The sequence below is a fragment of the uncultured Nostoc sp. genome (assembly GCF_937863485.1).
Taxonomy (GTDB): domain Bacteria; phylum Cyanobacteriota; class Cyanobacteriia; order Cyanobacteriales; family Nostocaceae; genus Nostoc.
Window position 1 is genome coordinate 34,032 of sequence record NZ_CALMFY010000213.1, and the last position, 16,049, is coordinate 50,080.

The 16,049-nt window shown below is 43.9% G+C and carries 13 protein-coding genes; 7 read left to right on the forward strand and 6 right to left on the reverse strand.

Annotated elements, in window-relative coordinates:
• Nucleotides 1-208: 208 nt before the first annotated feature.
• Nucleotides 209-949 carry a dienelactone hydrolase family protein gene (locus tag Q0541_RS28435; protein WP_298919212.1) on the forward strand — a complete coding sequence of 247 codons (741 nt, stop codon included), beginning with the start codon at nt 209-211 and terminating at the stop codon, nt 947-949.
• Between the two features lie 43 nt (nt 950-992).
• On the opposite strand, the gene Q0541_RS28440 is transcribed toward Q0541_RS28435, so the two are convergent.
• From Q0541_RS28440 to Q0541_RS28450, 3 genes are read right to left on the reverse strand one after another with little or no spacing between them, the layout of a single operon-like run.
• Nucleotides 993-1,952 carry an N-acetylglucosamine kinase gene (locus Q0541_RS28440; protein ID WP_298919214.1) on the reverse strand — a complete coding sequence of 320 codons (960 nt, stop codon included), beginning with the start codon at nt 1,950-1,952 and terminating at the stop codon, nt 993-995.
• 14 nt (nt 1,953-1,966) lie between these two features.
• The gene (locus tag Q0541_RS28445) at nt 1,967-3,235 is read right to left on the reverse strand and encodes an MFS transporter (RefSeq protein ID WP_298919218.1); all 1,269 of its coding nucleotides are present in this window, start codon (nt 3,233-3,235) and stop codon (nt 1,967-1,969) included.
• 47 nt (nt 3,236-3,282) lie between these two features.
• Nucleotides 3,283-3,672 (reverse strand): GxxExxY protein, encoded by a 390-nt coding sequence (locus tag Q0541_RS28450; RefSeq protein WP_298919220.1) that lies wholly within the window; start codon nt 3,670-3,672, stop codon nt 3,283-3,285.
• Between the two features lie 118 nt (nt 3,673-3,790).
• On the opposite strand from Q0541_RS28450, the gene Q0541_RS28455 reads away from it, so the two are divergent.
• Nucleotides 3,791-6,775 carry a valine--tRNA ligase gene (locus Q0541_RS28455; protein WP_298919222.1) on the forward strand — a complete coding sequence of 995 codons (2,985 nt, stop codon included), beginning with the start codon at nt 3,791-3,793 and terminating at the stop codon, nt 6,773-6,775.
• Nucleotides 6,776-7,067: 292 nt separating this feature from the next.
• Complete coding sequence (locus Q0541_RS28460) at nt 7,068-7,502, forward strand: hypothetical protein (protein ID WP_298919224.1); 435 nt, start codon at nt 7,068-7,070, stop codon at nt 7,500-7,502.
• Between the two features lie 290 nt (nt 7,503-7,792).
• Here Q0541_RS28460 and Q0541_RS28465 read toward each other — a convergent pair whose 3' ends face one another.
• Nucleotides 7,793-8,083: a hypothetical protein gene (locus tag Q0541_RS28465; RefSeq protein ID WP_298919226.1), complete on the reverse strand. Its 291-nt coding sequence runs from the start codon at nt 8,081-8,083 to the stop codon at nt 7,793-7,795.
• 209 nt (nt 8,084-8,292) lie between these two features.
• Here Q0541_RS28465 and Q0541_RS28470 point away from each other — a divergent pair, with 209 nt between their 5' ends.
• A complete protein-coding gene (locus Q0541_RS28470; protein ID WP_298919228.1) occupies nt 8,293-8,769 on the forward strand; it encodes an alpha/beta hydrolase in 477 nt (158 codons plus the stop codon).
• 2 nt (nt 8,770-8,771) lie between these two features.
• Nucleotides 8,772-9,224 carry an alpha/beta hydrolase gene (locus Q0541_RS28475; protein ID WP_298919231.1) on the forward strand — a complete coding sequence of 151 codons (453 nt, stop codon included), beginning with the start codon at nt 8,772-8,774 and terminating at the stop codon, nt 9,222-9,224.
• A gap of 276 nt (nt 9,225-9,500) precedes the next feature.
• Here the strand turns inward: Q0541_RS28475 and Q0541_RS28480 are convergent, their stop codons facing one another.
• Nucleotides 9,501-11,492, reverse strand: a complete 1,992-nt coding sequence (locus Q0541_RS28480) for an AarF/ABC1/UbiB kinase family protein (protein ID WP_298919233.1) — start codon at nt 11,490-11,492, stop codon at nt 9,501-9,503.
• A gap of 271 nt (nt 11,493-11,763) precedes the next feature.
• On the opposite strand from Q0541_RS28480, the gene recN reads away from it, so the two are divergent.
• On the forward strand, nt 11,764-13,512 hold the full coding sequence (gene recN, locus Q0541_RS28485) for a DNA repair protein RecN (RefSeq protein ID WP_298919275.1): 1,749 nt from the start codon (nt 11,764-11,766) through the stop codon (nt 13,510-13,512).
• A 364-nt stretch (nt 13,513-13,876) separates the two neighbouring features.
• Complete coding sequence (locus Q0541_RS28490; protein ID WP_298919235.1) at nt 13,877-14,173, forward strand: hypothetical protein; 297 nt, start codon at nt 13,877-13,879, stop codon at nt 14,171-14,173.
• A gap of 583 nt (nt 14,174-14,756) precedes the next feature.
• On the opposite strand, the gene efeB is transcribed toward Q0541_RS28490, so the two are convergent.
• Nucleotides 14,757-16,025 carry an iron uptake transporter deferrochelatase/peroxidase subunit gene (efeB, locus tag Q0541_RS28495; protein WP_298919237.1) on the reverse strand — a complete coding sequence of 423 codons (1,269 nt, stop codon included), beginning with the start codon at nt 16,023-16,025 and terminating at the stop codon, nt 14,757-14,759.
• Between the last annotated feature and the right edge of the window lie 24 nt (nt 16,026-16,049).

The following is a 16,049-nucleotide window of genomic DNA, read 5'->3' on the forward strand; positions in this document are numbered from 1 at the left end:
CAGACGATCTAAATAGCCCAATTCCTTACTTTATAAAATTTAATACTTAGTTATTCAGTATTAAGGCGATCGCAATAAACTTCACTGGGGATATTAAACGATCGCAGTCATGGCAGAAAAACGCCAAATTGTGGGTTTAAAGTAACCGGATACTGCGGCGCTACAGTGTAGAAGCTAATGACAGCAAGCGTAACACGGAGATAAAAAAGTGCAAATCACTAAGCGCAATGTTGAATTAAGAGTAGATGGCAGCTTAATGCGTGTTTATGTAGCGGCTCCCAAAGCAGCAGGAAAATACCCTGGTATTGTCTTCTACAGTGATATTTATCAGTTAGGTGATCCAATGATTCGTCTAGCTAACTACTTAGCAGGATACGGCTATGTAGTAGCAGCCCCAGAAATTTTTCACCGAATTGAGCCAGTTGGCTTAGTAATTGAGCCAGACGATCTTGGACGGATGCGGGGTAATGACGATGCACGTCGAACCTCTGTAGCTGATTATGATGCCGATTGCCTTGCGGTGATTGAATTTCTGAAAGCAGAGAGTGCGGTTTCTCCAAATCAAATAGGCACTTTCGGCTTTTGTATTGGTGGACATTTAGCTTTCCGCGCCGCATTTCAAAGCGAAATTCGGGCTTGTGTCTGCTGTTACCCTACTGGTATTCCCAGTGGCAAACTAGGTAAAGAGGTAGCCGATACAATCCAGAGAGTAAGTGAAATCAAAGGCGAGATGCTAATGGTATTTGGTACTCTTGACCCTCATATACCAGATAGCGATCGTCAAACCATAATAAAAGCAATTGAGAATGCTAACATACCTCACCAAGTTTTCTTGTATGAAGCAGAACATACATTCATGCGCGACGACGGTTATCGTTATGATTCTAGTGCTACCACCGCAGCTTGGTCTGAAATAATAACTTTCTTGGGGCGCATATTTGCAAACTGAAAACTCCTATTATTGCTTTCTTTGCTTAACAGTTAGTAGCCCGTCAAATTTGAGTTGTCTGCAACGCTAACAAACCAGCACCATAAGCAAGTTCATACCTCGGAAAAATCACCTTTACTTCAGGAAACTTCTTAACAATTGATGCTGCAAATCTTTCATGGATCTTGCATTTCCCCCGCCACACACTTCCTGTTGTAACTACTTCTAAAACTGAGTCAGCACTAAAAATTGCATCAATTACTGTAGATGTAGCTTTTACTAACTCTTTTACAGCATCATCAATGATGATATTCGCTACTATATCACCTGACGCTGCTGCAAAATCTACAATTGGTGCTAAAGCAGCTATCTGTTTGACTCCCCATTCTCGGCGATATATTACTTCTATTAAATCTTCTATACTTTCTAAATCAAGATACTGTTTGAAACCTTCTATCAAACTCGTTGACATCTCACGTCCATCAGCAGATTTTAATGCTGCGTTCATACCAGCGATCGCAATTTTATAGGCGCTACCTTCATCTCCTAAAATGTACCCCCAGCCTCCGACTCGCTTAGTATGTCCCTGATGATTTCGCCCAAAAACTATCGAACCAGTACCTGCTGCAACCACAACTCCTACTGGCTGACCAATTCCACCGACTAAAGCAATTAAAGCATCGTTACAAATTACAATATTCGCTGGCTGTAATGCCCAAGTAATAGGCAGAGATTTATTATTCTGCAACTCTTGCACTAAACCTTTTACTACTTTGATATCTGCTGCACGACCTACACCTGCTAAACCCAGGCATATCGCATTAATCTTCAGGGTATTTGTAATTATTGTTGTCTCAACTGCATTCTGAATTGCAGATTGAATAGATTGTAAAGTTGCTTCGATACCTATACTCTGATAATTAGATGGGCCTGCTTCACCACGACCTAGCACTTGACGCAAATCATCCATCAAGACACAAACAGTCTTGCTACCGCCGCCATCTATTCCCAAAACATAACTCATGATCTGTAATAATGTTAATTATTCTGACGCTTCGGTTCTGATTTTAAAGGTATAAAAAAGAGAGCAATCATTCCAGGAATCGTCAGCAAACATACTAAGATAAAAAATAATGGATAGCCAAATGCTTTTTGCAAATAACCGCTAATTAAGCCTGGTAGCATCATTCCTAAAGCCATGATGCCAGTGGAAATAGCAAAATGAGAAGTTTTATATTCGCCTTGGCAAATATACATTAAATAAACACTAAAAGCGGTAAATCCAAACCCATACCCAAATTGCTCTAAAGAAACCAAGGGATACACTAATGTTAGCGAAGGTTTGGTGTAAGCCATATATACATAAAATATATCAGGTAAATTCAAAGCTAAAGCCATAGGAAACAGACACTTTTTTAATCCATATTTAGAAATGAACAAACCTCCTAAAATTCCTCCACAAATCAGGGATATTACCCCAAATGTCCCGTAGACTAACCCGACATCTGATGTTGATAGCCCTAAGCCCCCTACGTCTGGTTTGTCCAATAAAAATAAAGAGGCTATCTTAACAAGCATTGCTTCGCCAAATCTGTAGAGTAAGATAAATGCTAAAATGGCTATAATCTTCTCTTGAGCAAAATATGAGCTAATGATTGACCAAAAGGGTATATTTTCCCTAGCTTGTATTTGTTGCCAATTATCTGATTCAGGTGAGGGTAAAATTAGACGATGGAAAATAAACACGATTGCTAAAATTAAAGCTGAGAAGCCAATAGCTATTGTCCAGCTTAAAGGAATGTTATTGAGAGATACTTCAAGCTGACCTGCTAAAACTACTAATATTCCAGAGCCAAAGATTACAGCAAGTCTATAAAACAGTGAGCGAATACCGACAAAGAAGGCTTGTTGTTCAGGAGATAAAGCCAGCAGATAGAAGCCATCTGTAGCAATATCATAAGTTGCAGAAATAAATGCTCCTATTGTTAATGTTGCGAGGGAGATGAAAAAGAAATTTGGCAGTTGTAAGGAGAAGGCTATCAAACCCAAGCAGCAGAACATGGCAAATTGGGTGTAAAGTATCCATTTGCGTTTGGTAGAGTAAATATCGACAATTGGGCCCCAAAACATTTTGATGACCCAAGGTAGATAGAGAAAACTTGTCCACAAGGTGATTTGAGTATTATCTATTCCGAGTTTTTTGTAAAAGATTACGGAAACTGTGTTGATGATGACGTAAGGGATGCCGGAGGCAAAGTAGAGGGTGGGTATGTATGTCCAAGGGGAAGGAGATATGGTTTGTTTCATGGATTTTGGTTAACGAACCGCAAAGGACGCAAAGAGCGCAAAGAAGATTAAGAAGAAAGTATGATGCGTTTGATGCCGTCTTTGAGGAGAGGGACGTTAAAGTTGATGAGAAGGGCTAGAGGGTAATGAGTCATTTTAAGGTAGGAGAGGACTTGGGCTTCGTGAATGGGGGTTAAATTTTGGACAGCTTTCAATTCAACAATTAGAGAGTCTCCAACCAAAAAATCTAATTTTCCCTCGCCTACTGGACGACCTTTGTAGTGTACTTTTACTGGATGCTCAAACTTATGAGGTATCTCGCGCATCAGAAATTCTTCTCTGAGCGCCTTGTGATAAACCTCCTCTAAAAACCCCGCTCCTAATACCTGATGTACCTCAATCGCTGCCCCAATCACCCTATAAGCTAGGTTTTCTATCTGACCACTTGGTTGCCTCATCTTACCTTCCTCCTCTTCCTTTGCGTCCTTTGCGTCCTTTGCGGTTCGTTTCCATATAAACCCTCTCCAACCCTATGGCAAAATTTATTAAAGTCCTTCCATACCTAGTTTTCCCCGCATGACCGCAACCATTCCCAATCTCCCCAGTCTCTACGATCCCTTTTCCACTGAAGCCAAGTGGCAAAAATTCTGGGAAGACAACCAAGTTTACAAAGCTGACCCCAACAAAGGCGGCGAACCCTACTGCATCGTCATCCCGCCACCGAATGTCACCGGCAGTTTGCACATGGGTCACGCTTTTGAAAGTTCGTTGATTGATACCCTCGTGCGCTACCACCGGATGCAGGGGCGCAATACCTTATGGCTACCCGGAACTGACCACGCCAGCATTGCTGTGCATAGTATGCTGGAAAAGCAACTCAAGACAGAGGGAAAAACTCGCTACGAGTTGGGGCGCGAGAAATTCTTAGAACGCGCTTGGGAATGGAAGGCGGAGTCTGAGGGAACGATTCTGAATCAGCTACGACGCTTGGGTGTCTCGGTGGACTGGTCACGGGAAAGGTTTACCCTGGATGAGGGTTTATCTAAAGCTGTTGTCGAGGCGTTTACTCGTCTTTACGAGGAAGGCTTAATTTATCGTGGTGAATATTTAGTTAACTGGTGTCCAGCTTCTCAGTCGGCTGTGTCTGACGTGGAAGTGGAAAATCAAGAGGTTAATGGAAATCTTTGGCACTTCCGCTATCCCCTCACCGATGGTTCTGGTTATGTGGAAGTGGCGACAACTCGACCAGAAACGATGCTGGGCGATACGGCTGTAGCAGTTAATCCCAATGACGATCGCTACAAACATCTCATCGGCAAAACTGTAACTCTGCCAATTCTACACCGAGAAATTCCGATCATTGGCGATGAATTTGTTGATCCCACTTTCGGCACGGGTTGCGTAAAGATAACTCCCGCCCATGACCCGAATGATTTTGACATGGGTAAGCGTCACAATCTGCCGTTGATCAACATTATGAATAAAGACGGTACTCTCAACGCCAATGCTCTTGAGTTTCAAGGACAAGACCGCTTTGTTGCTAGAAAGAATGTGGTTTCTCGCCTAGAGGCAGATGGCTTTTTGGTGAAGATAGAAGATTATAAGCATACCGTTCCCTACAGCGATCGCGGTAAAGTACCCATTGAACCCCTCCTCTCAACTCAATGGTTTGTCAAAATTCGCCCCCTCGCTGACAAAACCTTAGAATTCCTCGACCAGCAAACTTCTCCAGAGTTTGTCCCCCAACGCTGGACTAAGGTCTATCGTGATTGGCTAGTAAAACTCACTGATTGGTGTATCTCTCGCCAATTATGGTGGGGACACCAAATTCCTGCTTGGTACGCTGTCAGTGAAACGGATGGGCAAATTACCGATAACACGCCGTTTGTGGTGGCGAAATCGGAAACTGAAGCTTGGGAGAAAGGTAAAGCACAATTTGGCGAAAATGTCAAATTAGAACAAGACCCAGATGTGCTAGATACTTGGTTTTCTTCTGGACTCTGGCCGTTTTCAACTTTGGGCTGGCCGGAACAAACTCAGGATTTAGCAACTTATTACCCGACTACTACCTTAGTAACAGGCTTTGACATCATCTTTTTCTGGGTAGCTAGAATGACCATGATGGCTGGGCATTTTACGCAGCAAATGCCTTTCCAAACAGTTTACATCCACGGCTTGGTGCTGGATGAAAAAGGTCAGAAGATGTCAAAAAGCAAAGGTAATGGTATTGACCCACTGTTATTAATTGACAAATATGGTACTGATGCCCTGCGCTACACCCTAATTAGGGAAGTGGCTGGTGCGGGTCAAGATATCCGGTTGGAGTACGATCGCAAAAAGGATGAATCAGCATCGGTAGAGGCATCCCGCAACTTTGCAAACAAGTTGTGGAATGCTGCCCGGTTTGTGATGATGAATTTGGATGGACAGACACCGCAACAACTGGGGAACCCAGTCGCTACCGAATTGAGCGATCGCTGGATTATCTCGCGGTATCATCAAGTTGTCAAACAAACTACCAATTTCATCGACAACTACGGTTTAGGGGAAGCAGCAAAGGGACTGTACGAGTTTATTTGGGGCGATTTCTGCGATCAGTATATTGAACTGGTGAAATCCAGATTGCAAGCAGATGCCGATCCAGCATCGCGGCGGGTAGCACAGCAAACCCTCGGCTACGTACTGGAAGGGATTATGAAACTGCTTCATCCCTTTATGCCTCATATTACCGAGGAAATTTGGCAAACTCTCACCCAACAACCAGCAGATTCTCGGCAAACTTTACCGTTACAAATCTATCCCCAGGTAGATGTAAACTTGATTAATCCAGCTTTGGAAGAACAGTTTGAATTGCTAATTGCGACTATCCGCACAATTCGGAATTTGCGTGCTGAAGCGGATATTAAGCCAGGGGTAAAAGTGACAGCGAATTTGCAAACTGAAAGTGAGAAGGAGCGGGAAATTCTCACTGCTGGACAGTCTTATATTAAAGATTTGGCTAAGGTTGAGACTTTAAGCATTACTGACAAGCAAGAAAACCAAACTGTTGCTGCTAAAAAACCTCAGAGTGGTTTGAAGACAATTGGCTTAGTTATTTTGGCGATTTTCTTAGGTAGATTGGGTTTAGCTGTAGGGAATGCCATTGATGATACTCCCATCGTCGGAACTTTCTTTGAAATAGTTGGTTTTAGTTACACAGCTTGGTTTGTTAGCCAAAATTTACTAACTGCTCAAGCGAGACTTAAGTTATGGAGACGCTTTTTCCCGCAGAGAGAATTAGAACAATCACAAGAACCAGAAAATGCGATTGCTGGTGTGATTGGTACAATACAAGTGCTAATTCCTCTTAGCGGTGTAGTGGATATTGAAGCTGTGCGTGCCAAACTAGAGAAAAGCCTGAGTAAAGCTGAAGCCGAAGTTCAATCCCTGAGTACCAGATTAAACAATCCTAGTTTTGTGGATAGAGCTAGAGCCGACGTAGTACAAGGAGCGCGGGATGCCTTAGCAGAAGCACAGAAGCAAGCTGAAATTTTGCGCGTACGCCTTAAGGCGTTGCCGTAGGCATCGTTTGAAGGGATTGCTGTATGCGTCACCTACATGGCTTAGGATAACTGTAATGGGTAATGGGAAAGTTATTAATTCCCAATCACCCATTACCAATTAAATTTATTCCAAATATCAATTTTGTCCTTGTTTTTTATTAAAAATCATTTTTTAATTTTGAGTGGAACCGGGGACGTTTCCGTTACTCCAGAGAAGTCGAAGCTAAGGCTTCCTTAGATCAGAACTTCTGCGATCGCAAACGCTGCGCCAACGGTGATTTTGAATTTTGAATTGGAGCGAAGCGACTCTCATGCTATATCTAGCCCAGGTGCGTAAAAACGATTTTTTAGACCAGCACCAGTTACGCTTGTTGGCGCGTCAAGAAGCTGATAACTTGTGGGCGATAATTCCAGAAGAGGCTTTTATTCTGCTGGGAAAGGGAAAGATCATGAGTGAAAACTTGCTTGTTTTAGTGGAACTTTCCCCTACAGGCGACATTGAAATACTAGAAGATGCCACCAACTGGGTACTCCATCTGGTACAAAGCTACCTCACCATCGGCATTACCCCGGAATTTTTGCAGCAGGAAGCTGAACGAGCAGAACATTGGCGACAATCCCTGACGTTGCAAAACCAAGACTTAGCGCGACGTTCCTTAGAATTGGAAGCTCGTCGTGAACAAATTCAAGCCTTAGAAGAAAGCCTCAAACGCGATAAAAATGGCTATCTCCAAGAGGAAAGTTAAAAGTTTGCAATTAATTGTATTGCCTATAAAGCCACAGCACCCCTAAGTGTGTATTTATTGCATCGTGACCCAGCAACAGTTTATCTGTCTATTGCTGGGTAATGTACCAATGCTTGCTATAGTTAGCTCCCGTTAGGCAATAGACCTCTTGCACAAATGCAAAATTCGCCCACCCTGCGGGAAGCGAGCTACATCCCCCAACCCCTTCTCCCAAAATTGGGAGAAGGGGAGCCAATTTCAAAGTCCCTCTCCCAAGCTTGGGAGAGGGATTTAGGGTGAGGGCTTTTGATTCATGCAAGAAGTCTAATTACAGTAATATTTGCATTACTAAGCAGTGCGTTATTCGAGAATTGGGCTATTTGAACTTGTCCTATTTGAACTTGTCCTATACCATCAACTCCATCTTTATCAAAGAATAGGTTACCCGTACTTTGATTGTAGACAAAGCGATCGCCTGCTGTTGTAGCATTAGTACCAAGTCGGAACAAGTCGGAATCGAGTCTAGTATCCTGAGATTGGCTGAGTCGGAATTCTGCCTTAGAAATGAAGATAGGGGACTTCCAGTTAAAAAAACATCCCATCCCTGCGGGACGCTCCGCGAACGTAGGGGCGCAAGGCGAAGATCCCCTACAAATGTACAAATAATTTTGGATAATTTATTTTTTGTCAGTCCCTAGTATCATCTCCAACAGTAAAATCGGTGATGATATCATAGCCTCCAGTGCGGGTGTCTGTCAGATAAATCATGTATCCTTGGGTGCAGGTTTATGCTCCAGAACTAAAAATAACCATGAAAAAACTCATCCTCCGGCTGATCTTCGTTATTCTGGTGCTATGTAGATTGGTGGGTTACGCTGCTGTGAATAGCCCAGCGTCTGCTTCCGGTTGCGCGATCATCACCCGTTCCGTCCCTATTAGCAATGGAACGTTGTCCTACAACCAGGTCGGTACCGGACAACCGATCTTACTGCTGCATGGACTATTTGCCAGCAAAGAGCAGTGGAACAATATGATGTGTCAGTTGTCTAAGGCGGGCTATTGGGTGATCGCTCCCGACTTACCAGGCTACGGTAACAGCACTGGGTTCACAACGAGGGACTATGCCCTGGAGAATCAGGTTGCACTGCTGCACCAGTTAACGAATCAGTTAGGAATTCGCTCCAGATTTGATGTGGCAGGGAGTTCGATGGGGGGAGCGATCGCTACCCTTTACAGCCAGCGTTACCCGGAACAGTTGCGTACCTTGCCTTTATCGGTTCACCTTTAGGTGTGACTGATTGGGCAAATAGCTTCAGAAATTCCATCTTTGACGGCATAAACCCCTTTATTCCAATCACCAAAAAACAGTTTGACCTGGAAATTAGCCTGCTGTTTGTCACACCTCCCACCATCCCTGATTCTGTTAAAACAGAGAAAGTGAACGACTACATCACTCGTAACCGTCACTATCAACAGATTTGGGACATCGTGAACCTGTACGATGACGTTCTGTGTCAGGGGCGATCAACTCAGCTTCCGACCCTTGCTATCTGGGGCACAGAAGACAAAATCTACGACATTCGTGGAGCTGATCGGCTGCAACGCTGTATTCCCGCAAGCCAAGTGATCCGATTACCAAAGGCAGGACATCTGCTGCTAATCGAAAATTCAGAGGAGGCAACTGCGGATTACTTAAGATTTCTCAATGTGTTTCACTCTAAAAGCATATTGCCAACGTCTTAGAAAACAGTAATTTTTATGCGTAACTTCTGTATTTCAATCTAAAAGCACATTACTGATGCGTGAGATAGCCGTGCCAGCAAGCCGCTGCTACAGTATATATGAAATCTTGGGGGTTTCAGGCTTTATGACCATTGGACTGTATTACTTGTCCAGTAAATCTGTATATCTATACTCAAAGTGCAACTAAGGTCTTAGAAAAGCTGGAAGAGTTGGGTTATATAGTTGCTAGAGTGAATGATTTATGAGTTAAAAAAAGTTTTTAACTCATAATTTTTACTAGGATGCCAATAATTGCCGAATTAACCTGGCTACAGCCTTTTGCGTGAAGCGGCTGGCAATTTGTTGACCCAAACGTTGGACATCAGAATTTACCAATAACTGGGCAATTTGGGGCGCAAGTTGTACTGGATCAAAGCCTCGTGTTTCTCGGAGAATACCCAATATACGTTTAATATGCTCTAAGGTTTGTTGTTGCTCAACTGTCGCCGCCGGAGTTTCATTAACTGCTGTCAACCCAACGCGTTCTCGCAGCAGATAGGTAAAGTTATGCAAAATATTTTTACCTAAAGCATCAAGTCCGTTAACAGATTCATCTACCAGTTTGTCACGAATGAAAGCACCGCGTTCAGATGACAGAAATTCTATCCCCTGATTCAGCACTAAATCAAAGTCGTAGTCTTGACTCTTACGCGCATTAAGTAACAAGTTTTCTAAGCGATTCCAGCGAAATCTGCCATCTTTAAATAGCAAATCTTGCAATGATGTTCTTAATTGCGGTGCTGGGTCTGTTAACAGGCGTTTAGAAACGTAGGGATAAGCTTCACTGAGGACTTTAAAGTTGGGATCTATAAATATTGCAATCCCTTCAAGCGTCACCAGAGAGCGAATAATTAAAGCGTAGTAGGGCGGTACGCGGAAAGGATACTCATACATCAAAGCCGATAGTTCATCGGTAATGCTTTTAATGTTAAGTTCGGCTACGCTGGCTCCTTGGGCATCAGCAAAGACTCTGGCAAAAGCTGGGATAATTGGTGTTAAATCAGTTTCTGGTGATAAGAAATCTAATTTAACGTAGTCTTTTGCTAATCCTTCAAAGTCGCGGTTGACGACGTGGACGATCGCTTCAATTAAACCATAACGCTGTGCTGGCTTAATCTCGCTCATCATCCCAAAGTCGAGATAAGCCAATTTGCCATCGGTTGTTGCTAACAAATTACCAGGGTGGGGATCGGCGTGGAAAAATCCATGTTCTAGCAGTTGGCGTAGGGAACACTGGACACCCACTTCAATTAGATAACGAGCATCTATCCCTTGGGCGCTAATTTCTTCTGTCTGGGTTAATTTCGTGCCGTTAATCCATTCCATCGTCAACACACGACGATTGGTATATTCCCAGTAAATTTGCGGTACATATACGTCTTTGATGTGACCGTATAACTCGAAAAATCTTTCGGCATTTTCACCTTCATGGATGTAGTCCATCTCTTCAAAAATGCGATCGCCTAATTCATCGAGAATACCAACTAAGTCACTTCTTACCCGCTTGATCTTTTTCTGCGCCCAGGCGGCGAGGTTACGCAAAATATACAAGTCAATTGTGATCCCCTCTCTTAAATCGGGGCGTTGGACTTTAACAGCGACTTCTTCACCAGTTTTTAGCTTACCTTTATAGACTTGTCCCAATGAAGCCGCAGCAATTGGCTGGGGTGAGAGTTCGGCGTAAACCTCTTCTGGAGGGGCACCAAGTTCTTCTTTAATAAACTGGTAAGCAATTTCGTTGGCAAAAGGCGGTAATTGGTCTTGTAGCTTAGTTAATTCTTCTAAGTATACGGGAGGAACCAGATCCGGTCTGGTGGACAAAGCTTGTCCAATTTTGATGTAAGCAGGCCCCAGTTGGGTCAGCAAGACTCGTAGCTGAGTGGCTCGGCGGCGGTTATTTTTGACGACAATTCCCCGTTTGCTATCCGACCACAACCCAAAAGCAAAGGATAGAGTCGGCCCCAAGACGGCGAAAATCCGTCGGATAACTTGCACTTTTCTGTTTTGATAATGCGCCGCTATGCCCACGGGATCGTAAAGCGTCTGAGGTTGGGCTATTATCCTTAGCTGTTGGGCGGCTGAAAGTTCTGGCGATTGGACAACCAAGCCTTGTGTACCATTTTCTTCTGGCACTACATCAATAACGTCCAGTTCGCCTCGGCGATTTGTGCCGTTGCGACTGTCCTCCTGAATCGGTCGGGAACTAGGGGGAAGTGTCTTAACAATCATGAAGAAGGCCACCAGTCAGAACGATCACATTAAGTATTGTAACAATATGTTCAGGCTTGAGCATTGGGCACTTGTACTGAGCGTTGCCGAAGTATGGGGCAAACAGGGCATTGGAATTAAAATAATTTTTTTCCAGTTCCCAGTCGTTTGCTACACTTAAATGGGCATACTAGTTCAATAGTAGTAGGTATTGCTAGTTGCTGAAATATCATACTTATTGTCCTGTAAGTTAGAAGTATCCGGCATCTGTCCTAACGGAGAATTTGGTTTGATGTTGCTTTGCCTGCGAATTGAAAACTTTGCCCTAATTGACCAACTGGAATTGGAATTTGACGCGGGACTAAATGTATTGACAGGTGAAACCGGCGCTGGAAAATCGATTATTTTGGATGCCATTGATGCCGCTTTGGGTGGCAAAGTCTCTAGTCGAGTGATTCGTACGGGGACAAGTCGGGCAATGGTAGAAGCTACTTTCACCTCAAACGCCCCCCTAGCAGCTTGGTTGAGTGAACAGGAAATAGATTTACTTGATGAAAATTCCGTAGTCATTAGCCGAGAAATCACAGCCACTGCTAGTAATGTCCGCAGTCGATCGCGGGTGAATGGCGTGTTGGTAAATCGGCAGATTATGGGCGGAATGCGCGATCGCTTAGTGGAAATCACAGCCCAAGGTCAAACGGTACAAGTGGGACAATCTGCCCAAGTCCGGGACTGGTTAGATTTATATGGCGGCGACTGCTTGATGCAGCAACGTCATAAAGTTGCCACCAGCTTCAGCATTTACCAACAGGCGCATTTAGCACTAGAAAAACGCCGGACATCAGAACGGGAACGGTTGCAACAATTCGACTTGCTCACCTATCAAGTGCAGGAACTGGGAACAGCCAATCTGACTGAACCTGATGAATTGGAACAGTTGGGACAAGAACGGGAACGTCTGAATCACGTCGTCGATTTGCAACAGATGAGTTACAAAGTTTATCAGGCTTTGTATCAAAACGATAATGAAATCCCAGCCGCAGCAGATTTATTGGGAGACAGTGAGGCAACATTAAATGACATGGTGGAATACGACACCCAACTGCAACCCCTATTGGAATTGGTAAGAGACGCGCAAGCTGCGGTAATGGAAGTGGGAAGGCAAATTAATGCCTATGGGGATGGTTTGGAAGCCGATCCCCACAGGTTGGAAGAGGTGGAACTCCGCGTTCGGGAATTAAAGCAAATTTGCCGCAAGTATGGGCCGACACTAAAAGAAGCGATCGCTTATTACCAACGTATTCAAGGGGAATTAGCGGTACTTAACGACAGCGAACAATCTATCGAAAGTTTGGAACAGCAAGAAAAGGCGTGTTTTGAGAAACTCACCCAAGCAAGTAATCAGTTAACTCAACTGCGGAGTAAGGCGGCTGCGAATTTAGAATCACGTTTGATAGCTGAACTCAAGCCCCTAGCGATGGAAAAGGTAAAGTTTCAGGTTGAGATAGTGCCTGCTTCTCCAACTGCCACCGGAGCAGATAAAATTACCTTTACATTTAGTCCCAACCCTGGAGAACCACTACAACCTTTAACAGAAATTGCCTCTGGTGGGGAAATGAGCCGCTTTTTACTGGCGCTGAAAGCTTGTTTTTCTCAGGTTGATGTGGCTGGGACAATGGTATTTGATGAAATTGATGTCGGAGTTTCGGGAAGAGTAGCCCAAGCGATCGCGGAAAAATTACACCAATTAAGTCAACGCAATCAAGTATTGTGTGTCACTCACCAGCCTTTAGTTGCGGCAATGGCTGATCGGCATTTCCGCGTAGATAAGCTAACTATTAATCAAGGCAAAGGTAAAAAAGCCAACGATGATAACGCCGAACAGCGTACAGTTGTCAGAGTTACTACTTTGGATAATTTAACCACTCGCCGAGAAGAACTTGCGCAGTTAGCTGGTGGTAAATCTGCAAGTGATGCGATCGCTTTTGCCGAATCTCTGTTATCACAAGCTGCTAACCACCGCCGTGGGAACCCAAGTTGATCGGTAGCATTATTAAACTACATCCACCTTGAAAACTGTAGTTCTTTCCGTATGAAAAGAAAAAACCTTCATCCCCCAGCCGCTTCTGGCAATATTGCCAGAAGCGGAGCCGGAAAGAAGTCCCTCTCCCCCTACTTGGGCTACGGTGTACACACAAGTTGGAAAAACTTTATCTAGCAAAGATTTGCAGTGAAGCAGCGCTGAAGGAGGGTTTCCCTCCGTAGGCGACTGCTGAACCCGTTCGCGTAGCGTCTCCGATAGGAGAAGGGTGCGTTACGCTGGCGTGACAAAGCTAAATTGTTGCAATCATGGCGATGCCTGCGGTTCTTGCTAGCCAACGCATTTGTTATTTCGGCGGACTCATTTGTTATTTCGGCGATGCCTACGGCTGGCTACGCCAACGCATTTGTTGATTTGGCGATGCCTACGGCTGGCTACGCCAACGCATTTGTTGATTTGGCGTTCGCATTTGTTGATTTGGCGTTCGCATTTGTTGATTTGGCGTTCGCATTTGTTATTTCGGCGTGTCCATAACGCACCCTACGAAACTACTAGAATTGAAACCTATGCTGGTCATACTTGTGTGTACACCCTAGCCTACTTGGGAGAGGGATTTATGGTGAGGGCAAAAACTACGGTTCTCAACATAGATGAGGTTTAAATACTTATACCAATTCTGTATGAAGATGCGCCAAACGAAATGAGGAACGAACCGCAAAGGACGCAAAGGACACAAAGAAAGAAAGAAAGAAAGAAAGAAAGAAATAAGAAGCCAAGAAAATTTGGCGCAGCCTCACAAAGAAATGGTATTAACCACAGATTTTCCGAAAACTATTTTTTCAAGTAAGTAGTTACCTAAATAATTTTACGAATAATTAAAGGTTTGTAGTAAGCGACTCTAGCCTTGAAAATAGGGATAGAGCCGCTTACTACGAGCCAATTCAATTAATTTTACATTGCGTAACTTAGTTTGATTTATTCTTGCCTACTTACTTATTTGATTCCAAGTTACTAAACCATGTTTTTTTCCAAAACCTTTTCAGTGATACAAGACACGATTAATTCTTCCTACTAAACTCGTTCTAGCTACAAAGGGTGAAAGCAGATATCTGTGCTAGAGGCAATTCATGGATTGCCCATACAATGTTCTGGACTTCACTAATTGAAAACTCTTATCAGCCTACAACAAAGGCGATCGCTACTATTTACAGTGACTAATCATCGGCAAAAAATTAAAGATAAATTTACACCGCTGATGCTTCTAGTAATGACTGACCGAGATAACCTCCTTCAGCTTTGACACCAGGTAAAGCGAAGAAATATCCACCACCAATAGGGCGAATGTACTCCTCCAAAGGTTCCCCAATCAGGCGATTTTGCACTGTCACAAACCCCTTCTCTAAATCAGCTTGAAAACAAACAAACAACAAACCCATATCTAAATGTCCAGATTTGTCAAACCCGCGTGAATAATTGAAACCACGCCGCAGAATCAAACTCGACTCTGATTTGCGAGGATTAGCAAGGCGGATATGAGCATTTAGAGGAATTTGTTTACCTTTAGGGTCTTGATCATAATTGGGAATATCTTTCTCGTGCTTCATCCCCAAGGGTGCGCCAATTTCCTTGTTTCGCCCAATAATTGTCTCTTGCTCCTGTAGTGGTGTACGATCCCAGCGTTCGACTAAGTTGCGGATCACCCGCACCACTTGATAACTTCCCCCTACTGTCCAAGCAGGTTCACTAATGTTTGGCTGTACCCAAACGATCCGGTTCATCAATTTGTCGTCACTAGCATTTAGATTTGCCGTCCCATCTTTAAAACCAAGCAGGTTACGCACCGTAGATTTGCCTTGTTTTTTGTGGGTATTCGGCGGCAGAAACCCCGCTATTTGCCAACGTAAAGTGAGCAAGTCAGGTAAGTTCTTAATGATGTCACGTAAAGCGTGGAGATTCGATTCCTCAGTATTGGCACAGAATTGCAACAGTATATCCCCATGACATAAATCTGGGTCAAGCTGGTCATTGGGAAAATTGGCCATAGTATCTAACCGCTTGGGTTTTAAATTGCCAAGTCCAAAGCGGTTGTCGAATAGTGAGTTACCCACAGCTATGGTGATTGTCAGGTTATTGGGAGCAATCTCTGGGCCCATAATCCCGGAATCACTGGGTGGAAATTTAGGGTCGCGCGGCTTGGGTGTTCCCCCTGCCATGAGAAACTGGATGCGCTCAGTTAAAGTTTTGAACAACCGCACTAAATCAGCTTTATTTGTAGCAGTTGTATCAAATGCTACAAATAAGCCGGAAGCAGGAGTAGGAGTAAGAATACCTGCTTGGTGAAACCCAAAGAAGGGCACAACCTCTTCAGATGGGTCAAGAGTTGTTCCCAGAAGAGTACGATAACCCAAAGTCGTCAAAGCTGCTATTCCACCTGCTGCTGCCATGCCGATTAACAAGTCACGACGGCCTAGCTTAGGAGTAATGCGTAAACTTGGTTGCTTTGTAATAGACATAATTTACTCGTCTAGGAATTCTTG

Excerpts from the sequence above, each read along its gene's own strand:
- Q0541_RS28440 (WP_298919214.1), bottom strand. The coding sequence starts at position 1,952 with ATGAGTTATGTTTTGGGAATAGATGGCGGCGGTAGCAAGACTGTTTGT.
- Q0541_RS28445 (WP_298919218.1), bottom strand. The coding sequence starts at position 3,235 with ATGAAACAAACCATATCTCCTTCCCCTTGGACATACATACCCACCCTC.
- Q0541_RS28450 (WP_298919220.1), bottom strand. The coding sequence starts at position 3,672 with ATGAGGCAACCAAGTGGTCAGATAGAAAACCTAGCTTATAGGGTGATT.
- Q0541_RS28455 (WP_298919222.1), top strand. The coding sequence starts at position 3,791 with ATGACCGCAACCATTCCCAATCTCCCCAGTCTCTACGATCCCTTTTCC.
- Q0541_RS28460 (WP_298919224.1), top strand. The coding sequence starts at position 7,068 with ATGCTATATCTAGCCCAGGTGCGTAAAAACGATTTTTTAGACCAGCAC.
- Q0541_RS28465 (WP_298919226.1), bottom strand. The coding sequence starts at position 8,083 with ATGGGATGTTTTTTTAACTGGAAGTCCCCTATCTTCATTTCTAAGGCA.
- Q0541_RS28470 (WP_298919228.1), top strand. The coding sequence starts at position 8,293 with ATGAAAAAACTCATCCTCCGGCTGATCTTCGTTATTCTGGTGCTATGT.
- Q0541_RS28480 (WP_298919233.1), bottom strand. The coding sequence starts at position 11,492 with ATGATTGTTAAGACACTTCCCCCTAGTTCCCGACCGATTCAGGAGGAC.
- recN (WP_298919275.1), top strand. The coding sequence starts at position 11,764 with ATGTTGCTTTGCCTGCGAATTGAAAACTTTGCCCTAATTGACCAACTG.
- efeB (WP_298919237.1), bottom strand. The coding sequence starts at position 16,025 with ATGTCTATTACAAAGCAACCAAGTTTACGCATTACTCCTAAGCTAGGC.